We start from the raw sequence: 26,653 nt of genomic DNA on the forward strand, positions 1-26,653 counted from the left end.
CCCTACCAATTACAAACTCATGAATAAAAACACTTGGCTATCAAAGTACCAATCAGTAAATAAAAAAAGGCTGCTTATCAAAAGATAAACAGCCTGAAAGACACTTCTAATATGATTGCCTAAATTAAGGCATAGAAATGCACGGGATCTATGATGGGAAAGAGAAGCTCTTACCTTCTCGCACGCCAGCCGAAGGCCAACGCTGAGTAATAGTTTTGCGTTTAGTGTAAAAACGTACCGCATCTGGACCATAAGCATGCAGATCACCAAACAGTGAACGCTTCCAACCACCAAAACTGTGGTACGCAACAGGAACAGGCAGTGGCACATTAATACCAACCATGCCGACTTCGATGTGATCTGAAAAATAACGCGCCGCTTCACCGTCTCGCGTAAAGATACAGGTTCCGTTGCCATATTCATGGTCATTGATCAGCGCCATGGCCTCCTCCATCGTATCAACACGAACCACTTGCAAAACAGGACCAAAAATTTCCTGCTGATAGCTGTCCATTTCCTTGGTTACGCCGTCAATTAACGTCGCACCAACAAAGAAGCCATTTTCATAACCAGCGACATTTGGATTACGACCATCCACAACGACAGTCGCACCTTGAGCTTCTGCGCTATCAATGAAACCAACAACTTTGTCTTTATGCTCTTTCGTAATAACTGGGCCAAAATCGTTGGTTTTATCTGAGCATTCACCGACTTTCAGTGGCTTCATAGCTTCGGACATTTTATTGATCAAAATATCCCCGGCTTCTTTGCCAACCGCCACCGCGACAGAAAGCGCCATGCAACGCTCACCAGAAGAGCCAAACGCCGCACCTAGCAACTGGCTAACGACGTTATCCATGTCTGCATCAGGCATAACAATTGCGTGGTTTTTCGCACCGCCTAGCGCCTGACAACGTTTGCCATTCGCACTGGCCTTGCTGTAGATGTATTCTGCAATAGGCGTAGAGCCGACAAAACTCACCGCTTTCACACGAGTGTCTTCTAATAAAGTATCGACTGCTTCTTTATCGCCGTTTACCACATTGAAAACCCCAGGTGGCAATCCAGCTTCGTGTAAAAGCTCAGCGATAAACAACGCAGTGCTTGGGTCACGTTCAGACGGCTTAAGAACAAAAGTGTTACCGCAAACAATCGCCATTGGGAACATCCACAAAGGCACCATAGCAGGGAAGTTAAACGGCGTAATACCCGCCACCGCACCTAACGGTTGAAACTCACTCCAAGAATCTATGTTTGGGCCGACGTTTTTACTGAATTCCCCTTTTAACAATTCTGGTGCACCACAAGCATATTCAACGTTTTCAATACCACGCTGCAATTCGCCTGCTGCGTCATGGCAGATTTTTCCATGTTCAGCGCCAATCAACTCGCAAATTTTATCTGCGTGCTTTTCTAATAAGGCTTTGTAATTAAACATCACACGAGCACGCTTTAATGGTGGAGTATTTCGCCATTCAGGATAAGCCGCCTGAGCAACCGCAATGGCTTCCTCTACTGTTTCTTTCGAAGCAATAGCGACTTTTTTAGATACCAAACCTGTCGCTGGATTAAACACATCTTGAGTGCGTGCCGCCTCTTGTGACGACTTACCGCCAATCAAATGTCCGATAATTTCCATGAAAAACTCCAAAGTTTTTAAACTAAAACATTTCTCTTAATGCTTTTCTTTAAAGAGAAAAGCCGTCTGTATTGACTCCACTATGCCAGAGTAATAGATTATAAAAAGTCTATTTTATTAACTCTTAGTTAATCTTTTAGTTAACTAAATATCATCCAAATGATGTAACTCAAACCGCAAAAGGCAACGCCATGAAAAAGTTTAATAGCCAAGTCAGTGACGCCGACCTCAGGATTTTAAGAATCTTTAAAACCGTCGTTGAGTCTGGTGGTTTCTCCGCCGCCGAAGTAGAACTCAACATTAGCCGAGCTGCCATTAGCATTGCCATTTCAGATTTGGAAACACGATTAGGGTTCCGCCTTTGCCAGCGAGGAAGATCAGGATTTTCTCTGACGAACGAAGGCAGCCAAGTTTATGAACACACTTTGCAACTTTTATCGTCCATTGAAGATTTTCGCACTCACATCAATGCGTTACATCAGCATTTGAAAGGCGAATTAAACATAGGTATCACAGACAACTTAGTGACTTTGCCCCACACACGAATTACCAAAGCCTTGGCTGGACTTAAAGACAAAGGCCCTCAGGTCACTGTGAACATTCGGATGATTCCACCAAACGACGTGGAAAGAGGTGTTTTGGATGGCACATTGCACATCGGCATAGTGCCTGATTTGAAAATCCTCAGTGGACTAGACTACAGTCATCTTTATCAAGAAGAATCCAAACTTTATTGCAGTGACACTCACCCACTTTTCACCGTAGACGACAAACAACTATCGAAAGCAAAACTCAAAGATTTTGATGCTGTGTTGCCTGCTTATGCACAAACGCCAGAAATCAAAACACAACATCAACCGCTCACCGCCAGCGCAACCGCTACAGACCGAGAAGGCATCGCCTTTCTTATTTTAACGGGGCGTTATATTGGCTTTTTGCCAGACCACGTTGCAGAACGCTGGATTCGTGATGGCCGCATGCGCGCCATTTTGCCAACACAATGTCATTATGTGACGCAATTCTCTTCAATCACCCGAAAAGGTGCACGCTCGAATCTGGTGTTAGAAACCTTCCTAGAGGAACTTGAAAAGACTCAATAGCTTGATAATTCATCACTTTTTGATAAAACCACATCAAGAAATCTCACGCCCACCCATAGAGATATTCCTTCAGAGGAATATCTTTAATATATATTTAAAAATTCATATCCGTATTCAAGAGATATAAAATACTTTCATCTTACTATTTTCAAATAATTTACGGAGCAATGCATGAATCGCGTAACGCGCTTAAATATGATGGCTGGCGCTGCAATAACCCTAGCGTTATTACTGGCTGGCTGTTCATCTGATGAAGCTGATGTGGCAACAGAAGAAAAAGAAATCATTCGTCCAGTCAAACTCCTCACTATCAAATCCACCGATGCTGTCAATATTCGTCGCTTCCCTGCTGAATTACAGGCCAGTGAAGAAGTAGACTTGGCTTTCCGCGTTGGCGGTCAAATTATCAAGTTGGATGCGACGTCTGGGCAGCGAGTTAAAAAAGGCGATTTGTTGGCGACGCTTGACCCAACTGACTTCCAATTACAAATTGAATTAGCACAAGCAAATCAAAGTTTAGCGGAATCCCAGTTCAAACGAATTCAAACCATGCTGGAACAAAATGCGACAACACGCTCTCAGTATGACTCTGCAAAAGCCACGCTAGACCAAGCGAATAACGCGCTTCAAACAGCAAAAAATCAACTTAAATACACCAAGGTTTACGCACCATTTGATGGTGTTATCGCGTCTGTTGATACTGAAAACTTCCAATATGTCAGCGCGACACAAAAGCTGATGCATATTCAGAACATAGACAAGTTAGAAGTCGACTTCCAAGTACCAGAAGGTTTGGTTGTGAGCATTCGCTCTACTCAATCAGATTACACACCAAGAGTCGTTGTTGACGTAGCACCAGAAGACCTTCTATTTGGTTCTTATAAAGAGCATAAAACAACACCTGATCCAAACACCAAAGCGTACGATGTAACCTTAAACCTAATTCGCAAAGACAAAGGTGTGCACACGCTTTTACCAGGCATGACTGCCAACGTCGATATGGATTTGAACCAGCTATTAGGCGAAATGAAGCATTACACTGTGCCTGTTGAAGCTGTATTGCGTCACGAAAACACCACAACAGGAAAATCAGAAAGCGCTGTTTGGGTTTTCAATGAAAACACGAATAAAGTCGAATCTCGCCCAGTGAAGCTCGGTGTTTTACAAGGTGATTCCATTGAGGTCGTCGAAGGCCTTAAAGAGAACGATCGCGTTGTAACCGCTGGCGTTCACACTCTCACAGAGTCAATGCAAGTTCGTCCTTGGACACGTGAGAGAGGTCTATAATGGATATTGCAGCGTATTTCATGAAGCGCAAGGTTACCAGTTGGATGGTCACCTTGATTCTTCTGATTGGTGGTGCCTTAGCATTCACCAGTTTAGGACAATTAGAAGACCCTGAGTTTACCATCAAGGACGCCTTGATCATCACAACCTACCCAGGTGCTTCACCAGAACAGGTGGAAGAAGAAGTCACCTACCCGATTGAACGCGAGCTTCAAAACCTACCTTATGTGGACAAAATCACCTCCACGTCAAAAGCGGGTTACTCAAAAGTTCAATTAACGATTAAAGACACGTACCGTGCCAAAGAGCTGAAACAAATTTGGGATGAAGTCCGCAAGAAAATCAGTGATATTTCTGGCGGTTTCCCAAGTGGTGTTAGCACGCCAACTGTGTACGACGACTTCGGTGATGTATACGGCGTTATGCTGGCCATTCATGGTGACGGCTATCCATACAAAGACTTGGAGAATTACGTTGATTTCATCAAGCGTGAGCTTGTTTTGGTGGATGGCATTGCGAAAGTAAGCGTTGCCGGTGAACAAAGCGAACAGGTTACGATTGAAATTTCACGTTCTAAATTAGCCAATATGGGCATTGCGCCTAGCCAATTACAAACTCTATTGGCGAACCAAAACAGCGTATCTAATGCTGGCAGTGTCAAAGTGGGCAGCGAGTACGTTCGCATTAGTCCAACTGGCGAATTTAAAGACATTTCTGAATTAGAAAACCTCATCATAGGTAAACCGATCGATGGCAATCTCATTCGCTTAAGTGACGTTGCAACGATCAAACGTGAATACTCTGATCCTCAAACACATTTGGTGAACTTCAACGGTGAGAAATCCCTGTTGTTGGGTATCTCATTCTCTTCTGGTGTGAACGTAGTAAAAATCGGCGAACAACTAGAAAACCGCATTGAAGAACTTAAATACCAACAGCCAGTTGGCATGGAAATGGATGCTATTTATTTCCAATCAAAAGAAGTGGATCGCTCTGTTTCTAACTTCTTGCTGAACCTAGTTGAAGCGGTCGGCATCGTTATTCTTGTGCTTTTGGTTTTCATGGGGGTTCGCTCTGGTATCTTGATCGGTCTTATCTTGTTGCTGACCATTCTTGGCACCTTTATCGTCATGGATTACTTCAGTATCAACCTACAAAGAATCTCGTTAGGTGGTTTGATTATTGCCCTCGGGATGCTGGTCGATAACGCCATTGTGGTAACCGAAGGCATACTCATCGGTTTGCAACGTGGTATGACAAAACTCCAAGCGGCAAGCTCTGTGGTAAAACAAACTAAGTGGCCTTTATTAGGCGCCACTGTCATCGCAATTATGGCCTTCGCACCAATAGGTTTGTCTCCGGACTCTGTAGGTGAATTTGTTGGCTCACTCTTTTATGTATTGCTCATTTCATTGTTCTTAAGCTGGATTACAGCCATAACACTAACGCCTTTTTTCTGCGATCTATTCTTCAAAGAATCCATTGCAAAATCAGACAATGAAGACGAGCAAGAACAAGAGAAAGTCGATCCATACAAGGGCTTCATATTCACAGGTTATAAGTGGTTGTTAGACAAGGCCATGCATTACCGTTGGCTCACTGTCATCGTATTGATTGGATGTTTGTTTACATCTGCTTGGGCTTTCACTACATTTGTAAAACAAGAATTTTTTCCGCCTTCAACAACGCCAATGTTTTACATGGACGTGCAGATGCCGGAAGGCACGCACATTGACGATACTTACGCGAAAGTGTCGAGCATTGAGAAAGAGTTGCTGGAAGATGATCGTATTGAATACGTAACATCCACAACGGGACAAGGCGCATTGCGTTTCATGTTGACCTACAACGCAGAGCAGACAAACTCTAGTTATGCTCAGTTTATTGTCCGCACAAAAAACAAAGAAGTAATTCCACAGCTGTTCAAGGAGCTTCATTTCAAAATGAAGGAAGACTACCCTGAGCTAGAAGTGAAATTACAGCGTCTTCAATTAGGGCCTGCAAGCGGTGCGAAAATTGAAGCTCGCATCAGTGGACCAGACCCTAAACTGTTACGTCAGTTTAGTGCTCAAATCCAAGAGATTTACCGAGCAGACGGCGGCCTAGAAAGCATTAAAGATAATTGGCGTCAGCCAGTGAAAGTGCTTCGCCCTATTTTCAATGATGCTCAAGCACGCCGTTTGGGAATCAGTAAAACCGACCTAGATAATGTGTTGTTGACCAACTTCACCGGCTCTCGTATCGGCTTGTATCGTGAAGGCACAGATTTGTTGCCTATCATGCAAACGGTTCCTGAGAACGAAAGATTGTCGATCGACCAAATTCGTGACTTGCAGATTTACAGTCCGTCTTCTGGCTCGTATGTAACGCTTTCAACCTTGGTGTCTGGGTTTGAAACCACATGGGAAAATCCAATCATCGAACGTCTTGATCGTAAACGTACCATTACCGTAATGGCAGACCCTAATATTCTAGGTGACGAAACGGCTATGGCTGTATTCAGCCGTATTCGTGGCGATGTTGAAGCCATCGAGCTTCCAGCAGGTTACAACTTAGAATGGGGTGGTGAATATGAAAGCAGTACAGACGCACAAGCGAATATTTTCAGTGCCTTACCAATGGGTTACTTGTTTATGTTCATCATTACCGTGTTGCTGTTCAACTCGGTTCGTGTGCCACTTACCATTTGGTTCTGTGTGCCTTTGGCCTTGATCGGTGTTTCTACTGGCTTGCTTGTGATGAACTCGGCGTTTAGCTTCATGGCATTGCTAGGCTTCTTGAGTCTATCGGGCATGACGGTGAAAAACGGTATCGTTTTGGCCGATCAAATTAACTATGAACTTGAACAAGGTACAGAAAAATACGAGGCGATTTTCAACTCAGCAGTGAGTCGTGTACGCCCTGTTTGTATGGCGGCGGTGACAACTATTTTGGGTATGATCCCATTATTGTTCGACGCTTTCTTTGAAGGCATGGCCGTTGTTATTTCATTCGGACTAGGGTTCGCAACCATTTTGACCTTGATTGCTGTCCCTGTGTTTTATGCACTCATGTTCCGAGTGAAGTATCGCCCACATAATGAATTTGATTAATCGATCTTAAAACGTCGACAAATCAGTCATGACTGAAGGGATTAAAAGAGCTTTGACCCATTTGCGTCAAAGCTCTTTACTTACCTACAACACACAGAGCATTCCACTCTATAGGGAACCTTATGCAACTAGACGACATCTTAAAATTAGACATTAAGTTACTCGTCGCCTTTGCTACCATCATGGAAGAAGGCAGCGTATCGAGAGCCGCAGAGAAACTTGGCGTCACTCAACCTGCGCTCAGCAAAAGCTTACAAAGATTAAGAGAATTATTTAAAGACTCTCTTTTTACTCGTCAAGCCTATGGTTTAACACCGACAGCGCGAGCCTCTGAATTACACGACTTAATACAGCCTATTTTAAGCTCTCTCTCTGAGTTGATGAGTCCAAACACCTTGGATTTAAAGAGCCTTGATCGTCGCTTTAAGCTACGCGTTGAAGAAGGCGATTTAGAGAACTTTATCGAACCACTGTTAACCTCCATACAGAATGAAGCGCCTGGCGTAAGGCTCGCTATCACCTCATGGGGCGATTCCCAGTTTGAAGAGTTTATCTCTGGTCACGTTGACCTTGGCATTATTAGACACAACGACACACCAGGAAACATTCGCAGTAAATTGGTCGGCCACATGGAAGGCTGTATCGTTTTAGGCGAAGCTCACCCACTGTTCCACCAAGACGAAGCATCATTACAAGACTTGCTCGATCATAAAGTGGTAAAACCTCATTGGCGACATAACCGCAAAAGTTCATTTACAAGAACGGAGCAGAAGCTAAGAGAAAAGGGCTACAAACTTCAACCTACCTTAGAAACCGACAGTTTGATGGCCACTATGCAGGCCGTAAAACAAGGTATGGCTTTGGTGACATCTCGATCTATTGGTGATTTATTTTTGCAGGTAATGTGTCCGCAAGGCGCGATTACGAAAGTAAAGGTTTTGCCTGTACCAAAAGAAGTGATCGAATTGGATGAGAATAAAGGTCGTCTTCCTATTCATATTTTATGGCATGAGCGCTTCAATAATGATTTAGCGCATCGTTGGCTGAGAGAGCAAATCATCCACTTTATGCGTGAATCCCCGTGGATGCATCCGCCAATTTAACACTGGTTTAATCACCCTGACTGTCACCAGTCAGGGCTTTCATTTATAAACGACTCAGTCTTAACTAAACAGCACCGCGTTCAACTCTCACCCATTCAAAGCGGGGAATGCTCTCTTGGTTGATAACAACGGATTCTTTAAACATGCTTAATGGTCTTGCCCACCAGCCAAAATCACCGTACAAGGCTTGATAAATCACCAAACTCTCTTCTGTTTCGCTGTGTTTTACCACACGCTCAACCCAATATTCCGCACCTTTATAATGCTGATAAACGCCTTGCTTCATTTTCTAACTCTCTATACTTTTTAAAAATCGACTAAAATAAGCCATCATTCAGAAAAAACTGTCGCTAATTAGAAAGTTTTGCTCTTACGCCCTTTTTGTAACTCAGCAATAATGAACACATAACTAGCCAATTAACCGATTTCAGGATTTTCCTATGTATCTAGTACGTCCAGTTGACTTTGCTGACCTTCCCGCACTAGAACGCCTTGCTCAACAAGCTGGCATCGGCATTACCAACTTCCCTGCAAACAGAGACAGACTGAACGATAAAATTGCGTCTTCTCGTCGATCCTTCCAAATGGACGTTGTTCAGCCGGGGGATGAATCCTACTTGTTTGTTCTGGTTGATACCAGCACAGATGAAATCGTTGGCTGCTGTGGCATAGAAGCAATGGTCGGTATTGATACTCCTTTTTACAGCTATCGCATTGATGAAGTGGTTCATGCATCACCACAATTGCAAATTCACAACCGAATCCCTGCTCTATTTTTATGTCACGACTACAGCGGCACCAGCCGCCTGATTGCTTTAGTAGTCGACAAAGCGCACCAAAACCAAACAGCTATGTCCTTGTTATCAAAAGCAAGATTGCTCTTTATTGCTCGTCATCCGGAGCGTTTTACAAAGCGTATTTTTGTTGAGTTGCGTGGCGAAAGTGACAAGCATGGCTATTCAGCGTTTTGGGACGCTCTTGGAAAGCACTTTTTTTCCATGGACTTCCAAAAAGCGGACTATCTTTCAGGGGTGAGTAATAAACATTTTATTGCCGACTTAATGCCACGCTACCCAATTTATGTGCCGACACTGCCGGAAAACGCTCAAGATGTGATTGGCGTCATCCACGAAGACTCCAGCCAAAGCGCAGACATACTATTAGACGAAGGGTTTGAGTTCCGCGGTTATGTAGACATTTTTGACGCAGGCCCAACCATTGAAGCACGAACAGAAAGCCTAAAAACCGTTGCCAATCAAAAAACAGGTAAGGCGTTAACTTTAACGGATACATCTAAAGGCCCAATACACATCATCGCAGCAGGTCATTTAGAAAGTTTTAGAGCCACTGCCGCTCGCGCAGAATACCAAGCAGCAGGCTTAAGTTTAGAAGAAGCAACCCAAGAGCACTTGGCCGTTTCACCGGGTCATCGCATCCAATGGGCGAAGCTTTAAACACAATTTTTATGAGTTTTTGTGGTGCCACTTCAATGAAAGACATCACAAAAAATTATCACAGCAGATTTACTGGATTTTAGAGGAATACAATCATGATGGTCATACGCCCAATTAATCAAAATGACCTGAAGTCGCTTTACCGACTTGCAGAACAAACCGGAATAGGTTTTACCTCTTTGGTCGCAGATGAAGCCATTCTACAAAAGAAAATCGATGGCGCCGTACGCTCTTTTTCCAAAGAAGAAGTGACATCGCCATCAGAAGAAGACTATTTAATGGTGCTAGAAGACTCTTCCACTGGCCAAGTTGTCGGCACTTGCGGCATATTGGCGACCGTCGGTTTAGAAGAACCTTTCTATAGTTACCACTTAGGCACAATCACCCACGCCTCTCGCGAGCTTGGCGTACATAACGCGGTTCCAACTCTGATCCTAAACAATGACTTCACTGGTTGCAGTGAAATTTGTACCTTGTTTTTGGAAGAAGGCTATCGCCATTCTAAAAACGGACAACTATTGTCTAAAGCCCGTTTCATGTTTATGGCGCAATTTCCTGAGCGCTTCACGGAAAAAGTATTCGCAGAAATGCGTGGCGTGAGCGATGAAAACGGTGTGTCGCCTTTATGGGAAAGTTTAGGACGCCACTTCTTTTCTATCGACTTTGTTAAAGCAGACGAATTAACAACACAAGGCAACAAGCAGTTCATCGCTGAATTAATGCCGAACAACCCTGTATACGTCAATCTATTACCAAAAGAAGCTCGTGACGTGTTGGGCGAAGTTCACACCAATACCGCGCCAGCACGTCGCCTTTTAGAACAAGAAGGCTTCCGCTATGAAAACTACGTGGACATTTTTGACGGCGGCCCAAGCCTAGAAGCCAGAGTGGAAGACATTCGAGCTGTGCGAAACAGCCGTTTATGTTCCGTTGAAATAGGTGAACACACTGAATCCGAAGAAGGCAGCCATTATCTGGTTTCCAATACCAAGGTAACGGACTTTCGATGCATATTGGTTCAGCGCGCCACATCGCCTGTAGAAGAGATAAAGTTAACTCAAGAAGAAGCTGACGCGCTTCAAATCAAGGCGGAAGAAGCTGTTCGTGTGGTGGAGCTATCTCCAAACACAAGTCGCTAACATTCAACTATTACGGAAAGAAGCCTTTGTCGAACCTCAAAGAACAAGGCTTCCATAAAGGGGTTATCATGAAACAGTTACATTATATTAATGGTCAATGGCTCGCAGGCGAAGGCAATGCTTTTCGCTCTATTGATCCAGCAGATGCAAGCCAAGTATGGCAAGCAAACAGCGCCACAGCTCAACAAGTTGATTCAGCGATTCACGCTGCACGAGATGCCTTCCCAACATGGGCAAACCGCCCGCTTGAAGAGCGTCTTGCCATCATTGATGCCTTTGCCGCATTGGTAAAAGAAAACAGCGAAGCCATTGCCACTGTGATTAGCCGAGAAACCGGCAAGCCAATTTGGGAGACGCGTACCGAAGCCGCCGCTATGGTGGGGAAAGTCGCTATTTCTAAGCAGGCTTACCATGAGCGTACAGGCGAAAAAACCACGCCTATGCCAGGTGCAACCGCTCGATTACGTCATCGTCCTCATGGCGTTGTTGCCGTATTTGGCCCTTATAACTTCCCAGGTCATTTGCCGAACGGCCACATAGTGCCAGCACTGATTGCGGGTAACACAGTGGTATTCAAACCAAGTGAACAGGCACCTGCCACTTCTGACCTTATCATCCAATTGTGGGAGCAAGCTGGCTTACCAGCAGGCGTGCTTAACTTGGTTCAAGGTGAGCGAGAAACTGGCGTTGCGTTGGCGAATCATCAAGGTATCGATGGCTTATTTTTCACAGGTAGTCCACAAGTTGGTCATATTCTGCATAAAGATTTTGCCGGGCACCCAGGTAAGATTTTGGCTCTAGAAATGGGCGGAAATAACCCGCTATTGGTTTCTGAAAAAGTAGCCGACCAAAAAGCCGCGGTGCATGAAATCATCCAATCGGCCTTCATTTCAGCAGGTCAACGCTGCACTTGTGCTCGTCGCTTACTTCTACCAAAAGGGGCACTTGGAGACGCTGTTTTAGAATCACTCATTACAGCAACGAAAGCATTGCGCATTGACCGTTTCGATGCAGAAAAACAGCCTTTCATGGGCCCTGTCGTATCCGCTCAAGCGGCTGACGGATTAATGCAAGCGTACCAAAAACTGGTTGTGTTAGGAGCTGAGCCATTGCTCGAAATGACTCGCGGCGACAGCAACACTGGCTTTGTGACACCCGGTATTGTGGATGCTACAAACATGCTGAGCGAGTTACCAGATCAGGAATATTTCGGCCCTCTACTTACCGTGATCCGTTACGATTCTTTAGATCAAGCTATGACGATTGCCAACAATACACAATTTGGCTTATCTGCAGGTTTGCTATCGGACGATCAAGCGGAATATGAGTGGTTCTTACAACACAGCCGTGCCGGCATTATCAACTGGAACCGCCAAACAACAGGCGCAGCAAGTAGCGCACCATTTGGTGGAACAGGCGCCAGCGGCAACCACAGAGCAAGTGCTTATTACGCTGCCGATTATTGTGCGTACCCTGTCTCGAGCATCGAAGCCGACAGTTTGAGCATGCCTGAAAAGCTTGGGCACGGCTTAACACTTTAACTTTAGTCGCCACTAAAAATGAACAGAGAATCGATTATGAATAAAGCAACAGAAGCCAATTTTGACGGCTTAGTGGGCCCAACCCACAACTACAGCGGCCTTTCTTTTGGTAATGTCGCTTCATTGAATAACTCGGCTCGCGCTTCCAACCCGAAAGCCGCAGCGAAGCAAGGCTTAACTAAAATGAAAGCTTTGGCGGATATGGGTTTTGTGCAAGGTGTTCTAGCACCCCATGAACGCCCACACATGCCAACGCTGCGCAAACTTGGCTTCACAGGCAGCGATGCCGATGTTTTACAGAAAGTCGCAAAACAAGCCCCTAAGCTGTTAGCGGCGGTCAGCTCTGCGTCATGCATGTGGACAGCTAACGCGGCCACTGTTTCGCCAAGTGGTGACACATCTGACGGACGCGTGCATTTCACACCAGCGAACTTAGCGAGTAAATTCCATCGCTCAATTGAACATGAAACCACTGGCGCTATTTTGCAAGCGACTTTCAATGACGAAGCACACTTTGCTCATCACCCTGCTTTACCGAGTATTGAGAGCTTTGGTGATGAAGGTGCGGCAAACCACACTCGTTTTTGTGACCAATATGGCGAACAAGGAATAGAATTTTTTGTTTATGGTATGGAAGCCTTTAATCAAAAGGCACCTCGCCCGACAAAGTTCCCAGCGAGACACACACTAGAAGCATCTCAAGCTGTGGCTCGAACGCATGGTTTATCTGAAAGCCAAGTAGTTTATGCACAGCAAAGTCCAGCAGTGATCGATACCGGAGTTTTCCACAACGATGTGATTGCGGTTGGTAATCGCAACGCGCATTTTTATCACCAAGAAGCTTTTCTTGATACGGCAAAAATGAAGCAAGACTTGCTTGCGGCTTGGGGTGAAAGAGCTTCTGAGTTTCATTTGATCGAAGTGCCAAGCAGCGCTGTTTCAGTAGACGATTGCATAGGTTCTTACCTGTTCAACAGCCAACTGCTAAGCCGTGGCGATAATGACATGGTATTGGTTGTGCCTGGCGAGTGTGAGAACAATCCTGCTGTTTGGGCTTATTTAAACGATTTAGTTGCGAGTAAATCGCCAATCAATGAAGTGAAGGTGTTTGATCTTAAACAAAGCATGAGCAACGGCGGTGGGCCTGCATGTCTACGTTTGCGAGTGGCTTTAACGAAAGCGGAACGTAACGCAATCAACCCAGCCACATTGATGAACGATGTTTTGTTTGATCGACTAAATCTTTGGGTGGATAAACATTACCGTGATGAATTGAGAGAAGCAGATCTTGCTGATCCAATGCTGCTTATTGAAAGCCGAAACGCTTTAGATGAGTTAACTCAAATTCTAAAACTTGGCAGTGTCTACGAATTCCAGCAATAAGCTTTTCACGCCTTAACTGAACAAAGCCTTAAAAAATCCGAACGCTTTTTAAGGCTTTTCTGTTTTTGTACCTCAGCTTAAACGATACGTGACGACAATTGACGAGCGGCTTGTATCAGCCTTTTTGAATAATCTCGCGCATTCTGATCCGACAGAAATTCATCACTGATTCCTGTACTAATGGCGGCGATAGGCTCATTTCTGAGATTCAAAATTGGCGCAGCAATACTGCTCACATGATGCTCTATTTCACCCTGACTAACCGCATAGCCTAATCGCTTTGCTCGGCCTAAGTCTTCCTTAATTTTAGGCAACTCCTCTACGATCTTAGGGTTCACTCGCTTTTGCCCATTTAAGTAATTCTGCTGCTGAGTTTCGCTGTACATAGACAAAATCGCTTTACCAGATGCCGACGAATACAAAGGCAGAGTTTGGCCAATATGCAAATTAAACGCGCTATTCAAAGAGGACTCTAACTTAGAGACAACAACTACGGTATCACCCACAGGAATACTCAAAAAAATAGGCTTATGAATCTCATTTTTTAGTATTTCTGCGATGGGGTAAAAGAAAGGAATCAAGCTCTGCTTACTGTAAATAGTGGAAGCCACTTGAAAGATTTTCGAGCCGATCGAATACGACTTTTTACGGCTCATATTTAACGCTACCATTTGATGGTCTAACAAGGCATTAAGAATACGATGACAACTGGCGGAAGGCAGCCCTGTTTGCTCGCAGATCTCCGATAAGGTTAATGGAAAGCCAGCGCTTGCCAAAAGATCAATAATTAAGACAGCACCATCTACCGCTGGAGCTTTGGATTTTTCATTCTGAGCCATATTCACTCCGCTATTATTCCATATACGAAAAAATACTTATTAAAATCGGCTTTTTTCTCGCCTTCAGACAGGCTGTTAAAAAATATTCTATAAAGTAGCCAAAACTTCATTTTTTACTCATTAGAGCCAACCCTTTTAAAATAAGGCATTACAGAGTTTTCGACCTTTAAAATAGAAAAGACTAAGAGCCAAAATCTCACTAAACAATATGAAATTAGCCTTTAAAAACAAAAATATACATCACTATTTTCATATTTGAAATAATAATTCTCTATATAGAATTATTTTTGACTCACATAAGATGCCACCTTACTATCCACCTATTACTTACCATCCACCCATTCATAGTGAAGGTATTCTAAAATGCGAACCGATCAAAACTTTGTAAATAACGCTTTTTACAATGATTCTGACAGCAACAGCGTCACCATTCCTGTATACAGCCCAGTTACTGGCCAAGCCATTGCACAAGTCTCTGCTGCATCTACAACTGATGCATTGGCAGCCGTTGATATCGCTGCAGCCGCTCAAAAAGGCTGGCGTCAACTTACCAGTGTTGAACGTGCTGGTTACATGCATAAATTGGCCGACGCCCTAGTAGCTCGTAAAGACGCCATCGGACAAGCACTGGCAAACGAATCTGGAAAAAGCTTAGAAGACGCAACAAACGAAGCTATCTACGCGGCCGATATTACTCGCTACCATGCAGAATGGGCGCGTCGTATTGAAGGTGAAATCATCCCGAGTGACACACCGAATGAAAACCTATTGCTACAACGTGAGCCTATTGGCGTTGTCGCATGCCTTATTCCTTTTAACTACCCTGTGTATACGCTATTGCGCAAAATCGCTCCGGCTTTGATTACAGGCAATGCTGTAGTGGTTCGCCCAAGTAACAACACACCTTGTTCTGCTTTTGAAATTGCCAAAGCGATTCAAGATTCAGGTATTCCGGCTGGTGTTGTGAATATCCTAACCATGGATCACGCCACAGCGGAAAGTGTTTGTACTCACCCTAAAGTTGGCATGATTACCTTAACGGGTAGCGTTGGCGCGGGTCGAAAAGTCTTGGAATACTCTCAAGTAAACATCGCAAAATCGTCTCTAGAACTGGGCGGTAAATCACCTGCGATTATTGAAGCCGATGCAGATCTAGAAAAAGCAGCAAAAGATATTGTTGCCTCTAAAACAACAAACTGTGGACAGCTTTGTACTGCGATTGAACGAGTGTATGTTCATGAGTCCATCTACGACGAATTCATTGATTTACTTCGCGTTCAAATAACAGAAAGACAATTTGGTGATCGTGCGATCAACCCAACTTTCATGGGACCACTTATCAATGAAAATGCACGTTTGAATATCCATCAAATGGTTGAGCGTGCCATTGATGATGGCGCGAAGCTAGAACTTGGTGGATATATCCCAGAAGGCGAAGGCCACTTCTACCCACCTACATTGTTGACTCATTGCCGCCAAGATATGGAAATCGTTCAAGAAGAAATCTTTGGGCCTGTTTTACCTGTATTGAAATACAGCAACATTGATGAAGCATTGGAACTAGCAAACGACCACCAATTTGGTTTGGCGTCTGTGGTTTACACAGAAAACTACCGTACTGCTATGAAAGTCGCCAACAACATCGAAGCAGGTGAGGTTTACATCAACCGCACACCTTCTGATCCTTATCAAGGTTACCACGCTGGTTGGAAACGCTCTGGTCTAGGTGGAGATGATGGCAAACACGGCATGTTGGAGTTTACTCAAACTCGACTTGTTGTATTGAACTACTAATTTTTCGAATTTATTTACTGTTATAAAAAATTTAGCGGCGCGGCTTTTGTGATTTCATTTTGATGTAATCACAAAAGATCGTGCTGCTAATCGGTCTGTGCCTGACATTTGCCAAGATAGAGCAAAGCAGACACACCTAAAGACCAAAAATGCTCTTAATAAAAACAACAATTGATAGAGATAAAAAAAATGTTAGACACTCAAGCTAAGGTTTTGAACCGCGAAGAAAAAAATGATCAATTAAAACGATACTTTCAGTTTCTTTTACTTCTTTTAGCAGCTGGCGCAATTTACCCATTGCTCTATCTGCGACAGAACTTTGAAACTTCTATTTTGGAGGCCTTTCAAATAACGTCAGGAGATTTAGGAAACTATTATTCCATGCTAGGTGTGATGTATTTTGTTTGTTACCTCCCAAGTGGCTGGTTAGCAGACAGGTTAACGCCTCGTATGTTAGTTACTATCTCGATGGTGGGAACAGGCGCTTTAGGGCTTTGGTTCGCTTCTATCCCATCAAAAGAGTATTTAGTTTACATATTCATGTCATGGGGCATATTCGCAGGTCTGACATTTTGGGCATCGATGATTAAAGGTGTCAAAATTCTAGCTAAGCCAAATGAACAAGGACGATTTTTTGGCATGTTAGACGGTGGTAGAGGTCTTGTAGAGGCTGTTTTGGCTACCATCGCTATTTCTATCTTTGCTTATACAATTGAAGTGGATGCTAGCAGTAATACATTAGCGCTTAAGAAAGTGATTTATATGTATTCATACTTCTGTATTGCTGTTGGTGTATTAATCTTTTTATTCCTAAAGGCAAGCGACGCTAAGCAAGATGATGAGCAAAAAGTTACAACAAAAGGCAACTTGATCCGTGACTTTAAAACGCTGTTATCAATACCAGAAGTATGGCTAGTGGCGGTTGTGATTTTATGTGGTTATCAATTGTTTTGGGCCACTTATTCCTTCTCTGCTTTTATGCAAGAAGGCTATGAGGTTACCGCTGTTACAGCAGGCTTTATTACGGTTGCAAAACTCTGGATGCGCCCAATCGGTGGCATTGGAGCAGGCTTTTTAGGAGACAAATTTGGTAAAGAAAATATATTAGCACTAGCCATGAGCGTATCTGCTCTGGGACTGATAATGATGATTTTCTTTCCACAACTAAATACCGTTTATGGGTTATTAGCCATTGTGCTTCTCATAGGCGTCATGACCTACGCTGTTCGAGGTCTATACTGGTCAATACTTGATAACTGTCATATCCCATTGCATGTAACAGGGTTAGCAATTGGTATTATTTCACTTATCGCCTATACACCAGACATTTTCTTGCCTCAAATTTACAGCTTCATCGCTGCTCATTATGAAGGCATAACCGTTTATAACCTTTACTTTGGTTATATCTCAATTACTGGTTTTATTGGCGTATTCACCGTTCTTAAACTCAGAAACATGACGAAAAGGAAAAAGGTACTAGCATGAAAGTTACTTCCTGCGAAACACACATTGTAGCAACACCACCTCCTCACGTTGGCGGAATGTATTGGATCTTTGTCCGCTTACACACCGACTGCGGCATAGAAGGTATCGGTGAAGTTTACGCTGCAACCTTTCATCCTGAAGTGGTGAGTAAAGCCATAGACGATGTATTCGATCGCTACCTAAAAGGACATGATCCTCATCATGTGGAACGTTTTTTCCGTGAAGCTTACTCAAGTGGCTTCACTCAACGCCCAGACCTCACAATGATGGGTATTGTCAGCGGATTAGAAATGGCTTGCTGGGATATCATAGGTAAAGCGGCAGACAAGCCTGTTTATGAATTAATTGGCGGAAAAATCCACGATAAGCTGCGTTGCTACACTTATCTTTACCCGCTAGACAGAGATGGTAGCTACAACTATGACAATGTTGAGTTGGCTGTTGAAGCGGCCATTATCGCCAAAGAGCAAGGCTTTACTGCGGTCAAATTCGACCCAGCTGGCCCTTACTCTGTTTACTCTGGTTACATGCTGTCATTGGAAGCAATGGAAAAGTCCGCGACCTTCTGCAAACGCGTTCGTGAAGCAGTAGGAAATAGCTGTGATCTACTCTTTGGCACACACGGTCAAATGGCGCCAGCTTCTGCGATTCGCTTGGCGAAATACCTTGAGCCATTCGATCCTATGTGGTTCGAAGAGCCAGTGCCACCAGGACAAAATGAAGCCATGGGACGCGTTGCCGCTAAAACAACCATCCCTGTCGCTACCGGCGAGCGCTTAACCACAAAATATGAATTCCATGATGTGCTGAAAAATGGCGCTGCGTCTATTTTGCAAATGAACTTAGGACGTGTCGGCGGTATCTTAGAAGGCAAGAAAATTGCCGGTATTGCTGAAGCGTACTACGCGCAAATCGCTCCCCATTTATACAATGGCCCAGTGGGTGCTGCCGCAAGTATTCAGCTTGCAACGGCAACACCAAACTTCCTAATCCAAGAAAGTATTGGAACTTGGGATGGCTTCCATGCTGAAGTTCTGAAAGAGAAAATCGAATGGCGTGATGGTTACATCATTCCATCTAAAAAGCCTGGATTGGGCGTTGAATTAAACATGGATGTCGTCAAAGCATGTTCTCCATATAAAGGTAAAACACTTCATCTATCGATGGACCCAAGACCTTATGATGTAAAAGAACAATCTTCAGACGACTGGAAAAAAGTACCAGCACCGAAGTAAGGAAGATAAAAGTGGAATACGATTTTATTGTTGTCGGTGCTGGGTCTGCAGGGTGCATTATCGCCAATAGACTCAGCGAATCAGGGAAATTTTCTGTGCTGCTGATTGAAGCTGGCGGCAAAGACGTTTCCCCTTGGATTAAGCTTCCTGTCGGGTTTGCAAAGACTTACTACAACCCGACTTACAACTACATGTATTACAGCGAAGAAGAAGCTGAACTGAACAATCGCAAACTTTATGCTCCACGAGGTAAAGTTCAGGGTGGTTCAGGTTCGATTAACGCGATGATTTATGTACGTGGTCAAGCTGCTGACTTTAATGATTGGGCAGCGGCTGGCAATGAAGGTTGGTCTTATCAAGATGTGTTGCCTTACTTCAAAAAGTTGGAGCAACACCCTGCTGGCGATACAGAGTACCACTCTAGCAAAGGCATGATGGGCATTTTTCCGATGAAGGACGACGCCCACCCGATTTGCCAGAACTACTTAAAAGCGGCAGAAGAATTAGGCTATCCGTTGAATGATGACTTTAATGGTGAGCATTTTGAAGGTGCAGGCGTCTATGAAGCCAATATTAAAAATGGCCAACGAGATTCCAGTAACACAGCTTACTTAAAGCCTGCATTACAACGCCCTAACTTGACCATGAAGCACGTTCACATGGTCGAAAAAGTCTTACTCGATGAGAACAATAAGGCTGTCGGTGTATTAGCCAAACACAAGTCGCGCAATCAAGGCGCGACAGAAAGCTACCATGCCAAACGGGAAATAATTCTCTGTGCGGGCGCGGTGGATTCACCTAAGCTGTTACAGCTTTCAGGCATTGGTGATCAGGCGTTATTGCAGAAAAACAACATTGCTGTGAAGCAACACCTTCCTGCGGTCGGCCAAAACCTCCAAGACCACTTGTGTGTCAGCTATTACTATCGCGCCAATGTGAAGACGCTTAATGATGTGTTCTCTTCTTATTGGTCTCAAGCAAAAGCGCTTGGACAATATTTATTGAATCGCACTGGCCCTCTTTCTTTGAGTGTGAATCAGGCGGGTGGCTTTCTGAAAGGTTCTGAAGACAGCCCTTTGGCGAACATTCAGCTCTATTTCAATCCGATCTCTTATCGTATTCCGAACGACCCAAATGCCAGCATGAACCCAGATCCATACTCTGGTTTTTTAGTGGCATTTAACTCCTGTCGACCAACCAGTCGAGGCAGCATAGAAGTCGCATCAGATAACCCTGAAGATGCTGCTCTCATAAAGCCAAATTACTTATCGACCAAGGAAGATTACGAAGAAGTATTGCAAGGCAGTCGTTTAATTCGAAAATTGATGGACACTGAAGCGCTGCAAGAAATCACCGAAGAAGAAGTGATTCCGGGTAAAACAGCCGTGCATGATGATGAATCCATGATGAAATATTATCGTGAGAATGCAGGGTCGATTTACCACTTATGTGGCTCATGCGCCATGGGGCCAAACCCAGACAGTGCGGTCGTGAATAATCGTTTAAAAGTACACGGAGTGGACGGACTTAGAGTCATCGACGCATCGATTTTCCCAAACATCACCTCAGGCAATATTAATGCTCCCACTATGATGGTGGCGGAAAAAGGGGCTGAGATGGTGAGAGAAGATCACGGCGAATAATTCGACTGCTAAGCCTATATTTCATTGCTCTACAAACAAAAACGCCTTCTTTTAAGAAGGCGTTTTTTTAGAAATGTTCACCGTTTTCGTAGTAATCCTTACCCTTAATATCATGGAACAAAACGGTAATATCTTGACCGCTGTCCACTAAAGGTCGAAATAGTTCCTCAATCAAAGAAGCCACTTTTTGCTTTATTTCATCACCACGATCAAACCATAAAATATCGAAAAATGGATAAGCAGGAGAAGCACCGCCCATGACAAGATAGGTCGTCGGTTGGTATTCAAGCGTAAAGTGAGAATTAGGTGTATCGGTTATTTCGGCCATACTTTCAATGAGAATATCAGCAACTGATTCTAACTCATCAAAAGACAGTCCACGAACACGTAAATGAGGCATAGTAATCCTTAATCAATAGCGTTACATCGAGGTCATTCCTATTTCTCAATGACCAAAAAGCTTATCGTTTAAGGATGCACCATTTTTTAATATTCATCTACATAATCGAATGAACGGCTATCAATTACTTGACCGTCCAACACCACATCGACACTCCATGTACCATCAAATCCTGGCATCAGACGTTTGCTTGACCATACACGCCAACGATCACCACCAATTTCAAACGCTACATCCGCTTGGTCTTCACCGTCTAACTTCCAGCGATGAACAACTTGATGCCCAGACATTTCTCGCAAATCCGTAAAGAAGTACACACGTTGAATTTCACCGTACTCCACTTTTACAACATTACCGATATCATCAATGGGTTCACGATCGATAACCGCTGTCGAGAATTGAGCACGAGCAACGAAGCCTTCAGCCAAGACAGGCGTAGCAATCGCAAACGATAACATGCCAGTAAGGAGAACTCGGGTTAGCACTTTGACCATAATTAAATCCTTAGTGTCTTGAAATAGGAGCAATAAAAAATAAACGACTCAAAAAAAAGCATTTTGAATCGTTTATTTTACAAAAGTATTTGTGACAAGTTAGCTGAAAAGAACGTAAATAAAATGAGAGATTTGTGTTAATTTGCAAATTCTTCCACTTTATTTGATATAAGCCATTAAAAGCCTATTAAGAAAAGAGACTACTTACCTTGGCGGTCAGCAAGTGGCGTAGAAAAAGTGTATTCCATATCCCAAGGGAAACGAATCCAAGTATCTTGGCTTACTTCCGTGATAAAAGTATCCACTAAAGGCTTACCTGCAGGTTTTGCATAAATCGTTGCAAAGTGTGCTTTTGGCAGCATTTCACGAACTTTTTCCGCTGTGCGTCCAGTATCAACAAGATCATCGATCAAGATAAAACCTTCGCCATCTCCTTCAACGCCTTTTAGTACGTTCAGGTCACCTTGTTTCATGGCACCTTCGCCCGCTTCGCCTTCTTTGTAGCTCACGACACAAATCGTATCGATCAGGCGAATGTCCATCTCACGGCATAAAATAGCAGCAGGAACCAAGCCACCACGGGTAATTGCAATGATGCCTTTCCATGGACCTTGTTCAAGCAAACGCCAAGACAAAGCACGTGCATTTCTGTGTAACTCTTCCCACGATACAGGGAAATCTTTTGAATAAGGGGTCATTGAAGTTCCTACGCTTTCGCACTATCAGTTTTTATGAGGCCGTTTTTAAAGAAATCATTTCTAAAAATCCGATTTTAACGGCATAGGTAGGCCTGCCGCAACAAAAGTTACCCGATTGGTCAATTTAGCTAAAGATTGATTCATACTGCCCGCTTCATCGGCAAATCGCCTTGCTAAAGCGTTCATTGGCATAATGCCCAACCCGACTTCACTGGACACCAAAACCAAGTCACCTTGAAATGCTTCTACTGCTTTCAATAAAGCCTGCTTCTCTTGCTCCAATCGATCTTCGTCTTCCAGGCAAAGAAGATTCGTCAGCCACAAGGTAAAGCATTCCACAATGACAGCTTGATCAGGAAAGTTCAGTGAGTTTAGTACATCCGCAAGCGCAAGCGGTTCTTCAATTAAGCGCCATTCCGCAGGGCGATTTTCTTTATGCAATTGAACCCGCTTTTCCATGTCGTCATCCCATACTTGGGAAGTCGCCACATAACAAACTGGCTTACCAGATGCAGCCACTTGCTCTTGAGCAAAAGCACTTTTGCCGCTGCGAACACCACCAAGCACTAAATGCTTCATGCCAATTCTCCTCTTGTCATTCCAGTATTTGGGCCTTGATTCTGCCCGCCCGCGCCTCTTAACAATTGAATGAGCGCTTTATCGAGCACAGGAATTTCTTCCATAGCCGGCAAGGCAACACGAATCCAACCTTCGCCAAGTCGAGTATGAATGCCGACCTGATGCAGCATGTCGAACACCTGCTCCGCGTATTCATGGCTGTCTAAGGTCCAAGTAATGAAAAGAGGATTCAGCACGCTGTCTTGAGAATCAAAGATCGTATTGAACTTAGGCATCACTCGCTCAATAAAAGCCGTCTGGCGGCGTTTCAAAGAATCGATGGCTTGCGTTTGCCATTCCACATCCGCAAAGGCCAAGCAGACTAAATGCAAACTCGGCGTCGCAACAGGCCAAGGGCCCATTAAGTTTTTCAGTATTGTTTGCCACTTATCCGCACAGAAAACAAAGCCTACACGAGCGCCAGCCAAACCAAAGAACTTGCCAACAGAACGCAACACAAACAAGGATTCAGGCCATAACTCAACCGCATTCTGCGCCAATAAACTGCGCTCTGGACAAGGATCAATAAAAGCCTCATCGACGACCAAACTAGCGCCCAGCTGTTCTGCATGTTGAATCACCGCAGACAAGGTATCGGCCTCTGTCCATTCGCCTGTTGGATTGTTTGGTTGAATAATCACAGCCACAGCAAAGTTTTCATCAAGCAAGGTGGCAATCGAATCGTAATAAGCCAATTCAAAGCCCCATTTCTGCCAAGCAAAAGCGTGCTCTTGGTAACCGATTCTTGGCACAAAAACGATGTTACTTTTCAGAGAGCGACTCTCTTTAATCTCTTTGTTCTCTTTTATTAGCAAAGGTAAAGATTCAATAATGTGCTGAGAACCGGCACCTAGCGCCGCCGGTCGGCGGCCATAATAGTTTTCTGCGGTGTCTAGCAAAGCGGTTTGATCAGGTAAAGACATCCAATGTTCCGGCTCTATGGTCGGAATGGGCCAAGGTTCACGGTTACAAGCAGAAGATAAATCCAGCCAATTCAAAGCTTGATTACCAACCTTACGCTGCCAATAAGCCAAATCTCCACCGTGCTTCGGTGGCGCTGAATTGAGTTTCGAAACCGCTTTTTCAGAAGACTCTTTTCCAGAAAGCACTTTTTCAGTAGGAGTTAGACCAGAAGACATATTACCAATCCCCATAAATACACGCTTTTATCCACCAGTAAAATCGCCTCGTTTAAATGCCTTGGCTCAGGCTTCATATTGTCATCGCTCTCTTCATCACCAAGAACGGGCCTCGTTTCTGTTTTACCAAAATACTGAGCTTCGCCACCCAGTAAAATACCTAAAGCGCCCGCACCAGCCGCCATAACAGGGCCAGCGTTTGGACTTTTCCAACGCGCAGACTCACGGCGTGAGCTACGAATCGCTTTATGCCAGTAGCCGCAAGCTGCGTAACTGTAAATCACTAATCGAGCTGGCACATAATTCAATACATCATCAAAACGCGCCGCAAACCAACCAAAGTGCAAAAGCTCTGCTGTTTTATAGCCCCACATGGCGTCTAACGTATTCGCCAGTCGGTACAACAAAACACCCGGAGCGCCCAGAATAAGAAAACAAAATATCGGTGCAAAAATCGCATCGCTGCCATTTTCCAAAACGGATTCAATGCCCGCCTTCGCCACATCCGATTCATCCAGGCTTTTGGTGTCTCGGCTAACAATATGACTAACGGCAAAGCGTGCTTCATCCAGTTTTTCTGTGGTAATTGGCGTTGTGGACAAAGGCTGATAAATGGCTAACGCGTGTTCCCGCAGGCTTTGCCAACCAATGGCGAAATACAAAACAATCACAGACAGAGCATGATCTAGCCAATTGGGTAACAACCAAAACAAAACCAACAGAAGAATTAGCCAAGGCACCACAGCCAACAGCCAAGCTTGAACGCCAGACAAGCGTTGTGTCTGAGTGTTTTCATCTAAAGGCGATTGCGTATATTGGCGACAAAGATCCACCCAACGACCGAACCAAATAAGTGGATGCCAGCTTTTTGGTTCGCCTAACAGGCGATCCAACACCAACGCCGCCACAAGAATTAAGCTGGTGGTGGAAAACACCTCAAAGAAACCAGTAAAAATACTGTCTGAATTAGAAAGGATCATAAATATAGGTCGTTTTTTCACTTAACAAGACAAGAAGGTAAGGTAGAATTCTATCACCTTATTGATTTAAAGCGTGATGAACTGAATGCTAGCTTTTAGCTTAATGGTCCAAGGGACAACCTCGGACGCCGGAAAAAGTACCCTAGTAACCGCTTTGTGCCGTTTACTTGTCCGACGCGGTATCAAGGTCGCGCCTTTTAAACCGCAAAATATGGCACTCAACAGCGCCGTCACAAACGACGGTAACGAAATTGGTCGCGCTCAAGCCGTACAAGCCTACGCCGCCGGTTTAGAAGCCCACGTAGATATGAATCCCATTCTACTAAAACCAAACACAGACACAGGCGCGCAGGTCATCATTCAGGGCAAAGCCATTGGCAACATGAACGCCGTTGGTTATCACGAATACAAAACCGTCGCCAAAGAAGCCGCGCTAGAATCCTATTATCGACTTGCTGATCAATACGACGCCGTGCTGATCGAAGGTGCCGGCAGCCCAGCCGAAATCAATTTACGCGCCCGCGATATCGCCAATATGGGGTTTGCCGAAAGCGTTGATTGTCCTGTTATCATCATTGCCGACATAGACAAAGGCGGCGTATTTGCTCACCTTGTCGGCACATTGGAATTGCTCAGTCAGAGTGAGCAAGATCGCGTGATCGGCTTTGTGATTAATCGTTTTCGTGGCGACATTAGCTTGTTGCAATCCGGCTTAGATTGGCTCGAAGAACGAACAGGAAAACCAGTTTTAGGAGTTTTGCCTTACTTAACTGGCTTCCACCTAGAATCGGAAGACGCTGTCACCAAAAGCCCACTCAAAACAGGAACCAACACCAAGCTCAACATAGTGATTCCTATCATGCCGCGCACCAGCAATCATACAGATTGGGACGCGTTGCGCCTTCACCCAGATGTTCAAGTAACCTTGGTTGGCGCGAATGAAGTCATTCCACCAGCCGACTTGGTTATCTTGCCCGGCAGCAAAAGTGTACAGAGCGATTTGGCTTTCTTACGTAACGAAGGCTGGGAAAGTTATTTGAACAAACACTTAAGATACGGCGGAAAAATCATCGGCATTTGCGGTGGATTTCAAATGCTAGGAGAAAAACTTCTGGACCCATTAGGCTTAGAAAATCACCAAGCCAACACGGAATCGTCAGGCTTTGGCTTTATTCCAATGGAAACTGTTTTAGAAAAAGACAAACAACTCAAACAGCGCAAAGGCACTCTTAGCCTAAACAACCGAACGAGCCAGCTGACTGGCTACGAAATTCACTCAGGCGTATCGCGTTTTGCCGAAGAAGTCCGTCATTTCTCGACTCTTGAAAACGGCGAACAAGAAGGTTTTATCTCAGCAGACAACAAGATCATTGGCACTTATCTTCATGGTGTTTTTGATCACCCAGAAGCCCTCAGTGCATTATTAGAATGGTCAGGCGTACAAGAAGCCAATCATTTTGATTACGACCAATTCCGCGACAGTGAAATCAATCGACTCGCCGACAGCGCCGAACAACACATGGACATCGACAAACTGATAGAGCAATGTAAAAGGTTTCACGGCTTTACTGATTTATAGAAAATCCTTTT

22 protein-coding genes are annotated in these 26,653 nt (G+C 44.3%); 13 read left to right on the forward strand and 9 right to left on the reverse strand.

Annotated elements, in window-relative coordinates; all coding sequences use genetic code 11:
* Nucleotides 1–148 precede the first annotated feature (148 nt).
* Nucleotides 149–1,639 carry a CoA-acylating methylmalonate-semialdehyde dehydrogenase gene (locus tag ACMUMQ_RS03585; RefSeq protein WP_414680639.1) on the reverse strand — a complete coding sequence of 497 codons (1,491 nt, stop codon included), beginning with the start codon at nt 1,637–1,639 and terminating at the stop codon, nt 149–151.
* Nucleotides 1,640–1,830: 191 nt separating this feature from the next.
* Between ACMUMQ_RS03585 and ACMUMQ_RS03590 the strand changes: the two genes are divergently transcribed.
* The 4 genes from ACMUMQ_RS03590 to ACMUMQ_RS03605 all read left to right on the forward strand — a co-directional run bounded on the left by ACMUMQ_RS03590 (nt 1,831) and on the right by ACMUMQ_RS03605 (nt 8,221).
* Nucleotides 1,831–2,739, forward strand: coding sequence for a LysR family transcriptional regulator (locus ACMUMQ_RS03590; RefSeq protein ID WP_414680640.1), 909 nt, complete (start codon nt 1,831–1,833; stop codon nt 2,737–2,739).
* Nucleotides 2,740–2,910: 171 nt separating this feature from the next.
* On the forward strand, nt 2,911–4,026 hold the full coding sequence (locus ACMUMQ_RS03595) for an efflux RND transporter periplasmic adaptor subunit (protein WP_414680641.1): 1,116 nt from the start codon (nt 2,911–2,913) through the stop codon (nt 4,024–4,026).
* On the forward strand, nt 4,026–7,118 hold the full coding sequence (locus ACMUMQ_RS03600; protein ID WP_414680642.1) for an efflux RND transporter permease subunit: 3,093 nt from the start codon (nt 4,026–4,028) through the stop codon (nt 7,116–7,118). The genes ACMUMQ_RS03595 and ACMUMQ_RS03600 overlap by 1 nt, the downstream gene beginning before the upstream one ends.
* Nucleotides 7,119–7,240: 122 nt before the next feature.
* Nucleotides 7,241–8,221, forward strand: coding sequence for a LysR family transcriptional regulator (locus ACMUMQ_RS03605; protein WP_414680643.1), 981 nt, complete (start codon nt 7,241–7,243; stop codon nt 8,219–8,221).
* A gap of 64 nt (nt 8,222–8,285) precedes the next feature.
* On the opposite strand, the gene ACMUMQ_RS03610 is transcribed toward ACMUMQ_RS03605, so the two are convergent.
* Nucleotides 8,286–8,507, reverse strand: a complete 222-nt coding sequence (locus ACMUMQ_RS03610) for a DUF1653 domain-containing protein (protein ID WP_414680644.1) — start codon at nt 8,505–8,507, stop codon at nt 8,286–8,288.
* Between the two features lie 154 nt (nt 8,508–8,661).
* Here ACMUMQ_RS03610 and astA (ACMUMQ_RS03615) point away from each other — a divergent pair, with 154 nt between their 5' ends.
* From astA (ACMUMQ_RS03615) to astB, 4 genes are all read left to right on the forward strand, one after another.
* On the forward strand, nt 8,662–9,675 hold the full coding sequence (astA, locus tag ACMUMQ_RS03615; RefSeq protein ID WP_414680645.1) for an arginine N-succinyltransferase: 1,014 nt from the start codon (nt 8,662–8,664) through the stop codon (nt 9,673–9,675).
* Nucleotides 9,676–9,770: 95 nt separating this feature from the next.
* Nucleotides 9,771–10,814: an arginine N-succinyltransferase gene (gene astA, locus ACMUMQ_RS03620; RefSeq protein ID WP_414680646.1), complete on the forward strand. Its 1,044-nt coding sequence runs from the start codon at nt 9,771–9,773 to the stop codon at nt 10,812–10,814.
* A gap of 68 nt (nt 10,815–10,882) precedes the next feature.
* Nucleotides 10,883–12,355, forward strand: coding sequence for a succinylglutamate-semialdehyde dehydrogenase (gene astD / locus ACMUMQ_RS03625; protein ID WP_414680647.1), 1,473 nt, complete (start codon nt 10,883–10,885; stop codon nt 12,353–12,355).
* A gap of 36 nt (nt 12,356–12,391) precedes the next feature.
* On the forward strand, nt 12,392–13,738 hold the full coding sequence (gene astB, locus ACMUMQ_RS03630) for an N-succinylarginine dihydrolase (RefSeq protein ID WP_414680648.1): 1,347 nt from the start codon (nt 12,392–12,394) through the stop codon (nt 13,736–13,738).
* 77 nt (nt 13,739–13,815) lie between these two features.
* Here the strand turns inward: astB and ACMUMQ_RS03635 are convergent, their stop codons facing one another.
* Complete coding sequence (locus ACMUMQ_RS03635) at nt 13,816–14,577, reverse strand: IclR family transcriptional regulator (RefSeq protein ID WP_317004915.1); 762 nt, start codon at nt 14,575–14,577, stop codon at nt 13,816–13,818.
* 363 nt (nt 14,578–14,940) lie between these two features.
* Between ACMUMQ_RS03635 and aldA the strand changes: the two genes are divergently transcribed.
* The 4 genes from aldA to ACMUMQ_RS03655 all read left to right on the forward strand — a co-directional run bounded on the left by aldA (nt 14,941) and on the right by ACMUMQ_RS03655 (nt 20,734).
* Nucleotides 14,941–16,371: an aldehyde dehydrogenase gene (gene aldA / locus ACMUMQ_RS03640; protein ID WP_414680649.1), complete on the forward strand. Its 1,431-nt coding sequence runs from the start codon at nt 14,941–14,943 to the stop codon at nt 16,369–16,371.
* A gap of 189 nt (nt 16,372–16,560) precedes the next feature.
* On the forward strand, nt 16,561–17,856 hold the full coding sequence (locus ACMUMQ_RS03645; RefSeq protein WP_414680650.1) for an MFS transporter: 1,296 nt from the start codon (nt 16,561–16,563) through the stop codon (nt 17,854–17,856).
* A complete protein-coding gene (locus tag ACMUMQ_RS03650) occupies nt 17,853–19,091 on the forward strand; it encodes a mandelate racemase/muconate lactonizing enzyme family protein (RefSeq protein WP_414680651.1) in 1,239 nt (412 codons plus the stop codon). The genes ACMUMQ_RS03645 and ACMUMQ_RS03650 overlap by 4 nt, the downstream gene beginning before the upstream one ends.
* An 11-nt stretch (nt 19,092–19,102) precedes the next feature.
* Entirely contained in the window at nt 19,103–20,734 is a 1,632-nt protein-coding gene (locus tag ACMUMQ_RS03655) for a GMC family oxidoreductase (protein WP_414680652.1), read from the forward strand.
* Between the two features lie 67 nt (nt 20,735–20,801).
* Here ACMUMQ_RS03655 and ACMUMQ_RS03660 read toward each other — a convergent pair whose 3' ends face one another.
* The 6 genes from ACMUMQ_RS03660 to cbiB form a co-directional block, all read right to left on the reverse strand.
* Entirely contained in the window at nt 20,802–21,134 is a 333-nt protein-coding gene (locus ACMUMQ_RS03660; protein WP_317004919.1) for a DUF1904 family protein, read from the reverse strand.
* Nucleotides 21,135–21,220: 86 nt separating this feature from the next.
* A complete protein-coding gene (locus tag ACMUMQ_RS03665) occupies nt 21,221–21,628 on the reverse strand; it encodes a DUF2914 domain-containing protein (protein WP_414680653.1) in 408 nt (135 codons plus the stop codon).
* Between the two features lie 200 nt (nt 21,629–21,828).
* Nucleotides 21,829–22,326: a xanthine phosphoribosyltransferase gene (gpt, locus tag ACMUMQ_RS03670; RefSeq protein ID WP_347982783.1), complete on the reverse strand. Its 498-nt coding sequence runs from the start codon at nt 22,324–22,326 to the stop codon at nt 21,829–21,831.
* Nucleotides 22,327–22,386: 60 nt separating this feature from the next.
* A complete protein-coding gene (cobU, locus tag ACMUMQ_RS03675) occupies nt 22,387–22,905 on the reverse strand; it encodes a bifunctional adenosylcobinamide kinase/adenosylcobinamide-phosphate guanylyltransferase (RefSeq protein ID WP_414680654.1) in 519 nt (172 codons plus the stop codon).
* Nucleotides 22,902–24,083, reverse strand: a complete 1,182-nt coding sequence (locus ACMUMQ_RS03680; RefSeq protein ID WP_414680655.1) for an aminotransferase class I/II-fold pyridoxal phosphate-dependent enzyme — start codon at nt 24,081–24,083, stop codon at nt 22,902–22,904. Before ACMUMQ_RS03680 ends, cobU begins: the two co-directional genes overlap by 4 nt.
* The gene (gene cbiB, locus ACMUMQ_RS03685) at nt 24,068–25,063 is read right to left on the reverse strand and encodes an adenosylcobinamide-phosphate synthase CbiB (RefSeq protein WP_414680656.1); all 996 of its coding nucleotides are present in this window, start codon (nt 25,061–25,063) and stop codon (nt 24,068–24,070) included. Before cbiB ends, ACMUMQ_RS03680 begins: the two co-directional genes overlap by 16 nt.
* A gap of 85 nt (nt 25,064–25,148) precedes the next feature.
* Between cbiB and ACMUMQ_RS03690 the strand changes: the two genes are divergently transcribed.
* Nucleotides 25,149–26,642: a cobyric acid synthase gene (locus ACMUMQ_RS03690; protein ID WP_414680657.1), complete on the forward strand. Its 1,494-nt coding sequence runs from the start codon at nt 25,149–25,151 to the stop codon at nt 26,640–26,642.
* The last annotated feature ends 11 nt before the right edge of the window (nt 26,643–26,653 follow it).

The sequence above is a fragment of the Marinomonas algae genome (genome assembly GCF_047525555.1).
Lineage (GTDB): Bacteria > Pseudomonadota > Gammaproteobacteria > Pseudomonadales > Marinomonadaceae > Marinomonas.

What these genes read in the sequence shown, in the direction of transcription:
- ACMUMQ_RS03585 (WP_414680639.1), bottom strand. Translation starts at nt 1,639, where the DNA reads ATGGAAATTATCGGACATTTGATTGGCGGTAAGTCGTCACAAGAGGCG.
- ACMUMQ_RS03590 (WP_414680640.1), top strand. Translation starts at nt 1,831, where the DNA reads ATGAAAAAGTTTAATAGCCAAGTCAGTGACGCCGACCTCAGGATTTTA.
- ACMUMQ_RS03595 (WP_414680641.1), top strand. Translation starts at nt 2,911, where the DNA reads ATGAATCGCGTAACGCGCTTAAATATGATGGCTGGCGCTGCAATAACC.
- ACMUMQ_RS03600 (WP_414680642.1), top strand. Translation starts at nt 4,026, where the DNA reads ATGGATATTGCAGCGTATTTCATGAAGCGCAAGGTTACCAGTTGGATG.
- ACMUMQ_RS03605 (WP_414680643.1), top strand. Translation starts at nt 7,241, where the DNA reads ATGCAACTAGACGACATCTTAAAATTAGACATTAAGTTACTCGTCGCC.
- ACMUMQ_RS03610 (WP_414680644.1), bottom strand. Translation starts at nt 8,507, where the DNA reads ATGAAGCAAGGCGTTTATCAGCATTATAAAGGTGCGGAATATTGGGTT.
- astA (WP_414680645.1), top strand. Translation starts at nt 8,662, where the DNA reads ATGTATCTAGTACGTCCAGTTGACTTTGCTGACCTTCCCGCACTAGAA.
- astA (WP_414680646.1), top strand. Translation starts at nt 9,771, where the DNA reads ATGATGGTCATACGCCCAATTAATCAAAATGACCTGAAGTCGCTTTAC.
- astD (WP_414680647.1), top strand. Translation starts at nt 10,883, where the DNA reads ATGAAACAGTTACATTATATTAATGGTCAATGGCTCGCAGGCGAAGGC.
- astB (WP_414680648.1), top strand. Translation starts at nt 12,392, where the DNA reads ATGAATAAAGCAACAGAAGCCAATTTTGACGGCTTAGTGGGCCCAACC.
- ACMUMQ_RS03635 (WP_317004915.1), bottom strand. Translation starts at nt 14,577, where the DNA reads ATGGCTCAGAATGAAAAATCCAAAGCTCCAGCGGTAGATGGTGCTGTC.
- aldA (WP_414680649.1), top strand. Translation starts at nt 14,941, where the DNA reads ATGCGAACCGATCAAAACTTTGTAAATAACGCTTTTTACAATGATTCT.
- ACMUMQ_RS03645 (WP_414680650.1), top strand. Translation starts at nt 16,561, where the DNA reads ATGTTAGACACTCAAGCTAAGGTTTTGAACCGCGAAGAAAAAAATGAT.
- ACMUMQ_RS03650 (WP_414680651.1), top strand. Translation starts at nt 17,853, where the DNA reads ATGAAAGTTACTTCCTGCGAAACACACATTGTAGCAACACCACCTCCT.
- ACMUMQ_RS03660 (WP_317004919.1), bottom strand. Translation starts at nt 21,134, where the DNA reads ATGCCTCATTTACGTGTTCGTGGACTGTCTTTTGATGAGTTAGAATCA.
- ACMUMQ_RS03665 (WP_414680653.1), bottom strand. Translation starts at nt 21,628, where the DNA reads ATGGTCAAAGTGCTAACCCGAGTTCTCCTTACTGGCATGTTATCGTTT.
- gpt (WP_347982783.1), bottom strand. Translation starts at nt 22,326, where the DNA reads ATGACCCCTTATTCAAAAGATTTCCCTGTATCGTGGGAAGAGTTACAC.
- cobU (WP_414680654.1), bottom strand. Translation starts at nt 22,905, where the DNA reads ATGAAGCATTTAGTGCTTGGTGGTGTTCGCAGCGGCAAAAGTGCTTTT.
- ACMUMQ_RS03680 (WP_414680655.1), bottom strand. Translation starts at nt 24,083, where the DNA reads ATGTCTTCTGGTCTAACTCCTACTGAAAAAGTGCTTTCTGGAAAAGAG.
- cbiB (WP_414680656.1), bottom strand. Translation starts at nt 25,063, where the DNA reads ATGATCCTTTCTAATTCAGACAGTATTTTTACTGGTTTCTTTGAGGTG.
- ACMUMQ_RS03690 (WP_414680657.1), top strand. Translation starts at nt 25,149, where the DNA reads ATGCTAGCTTTTAGCTTAATGGTCCAAGGGACAACCTCGGACGCCGGA.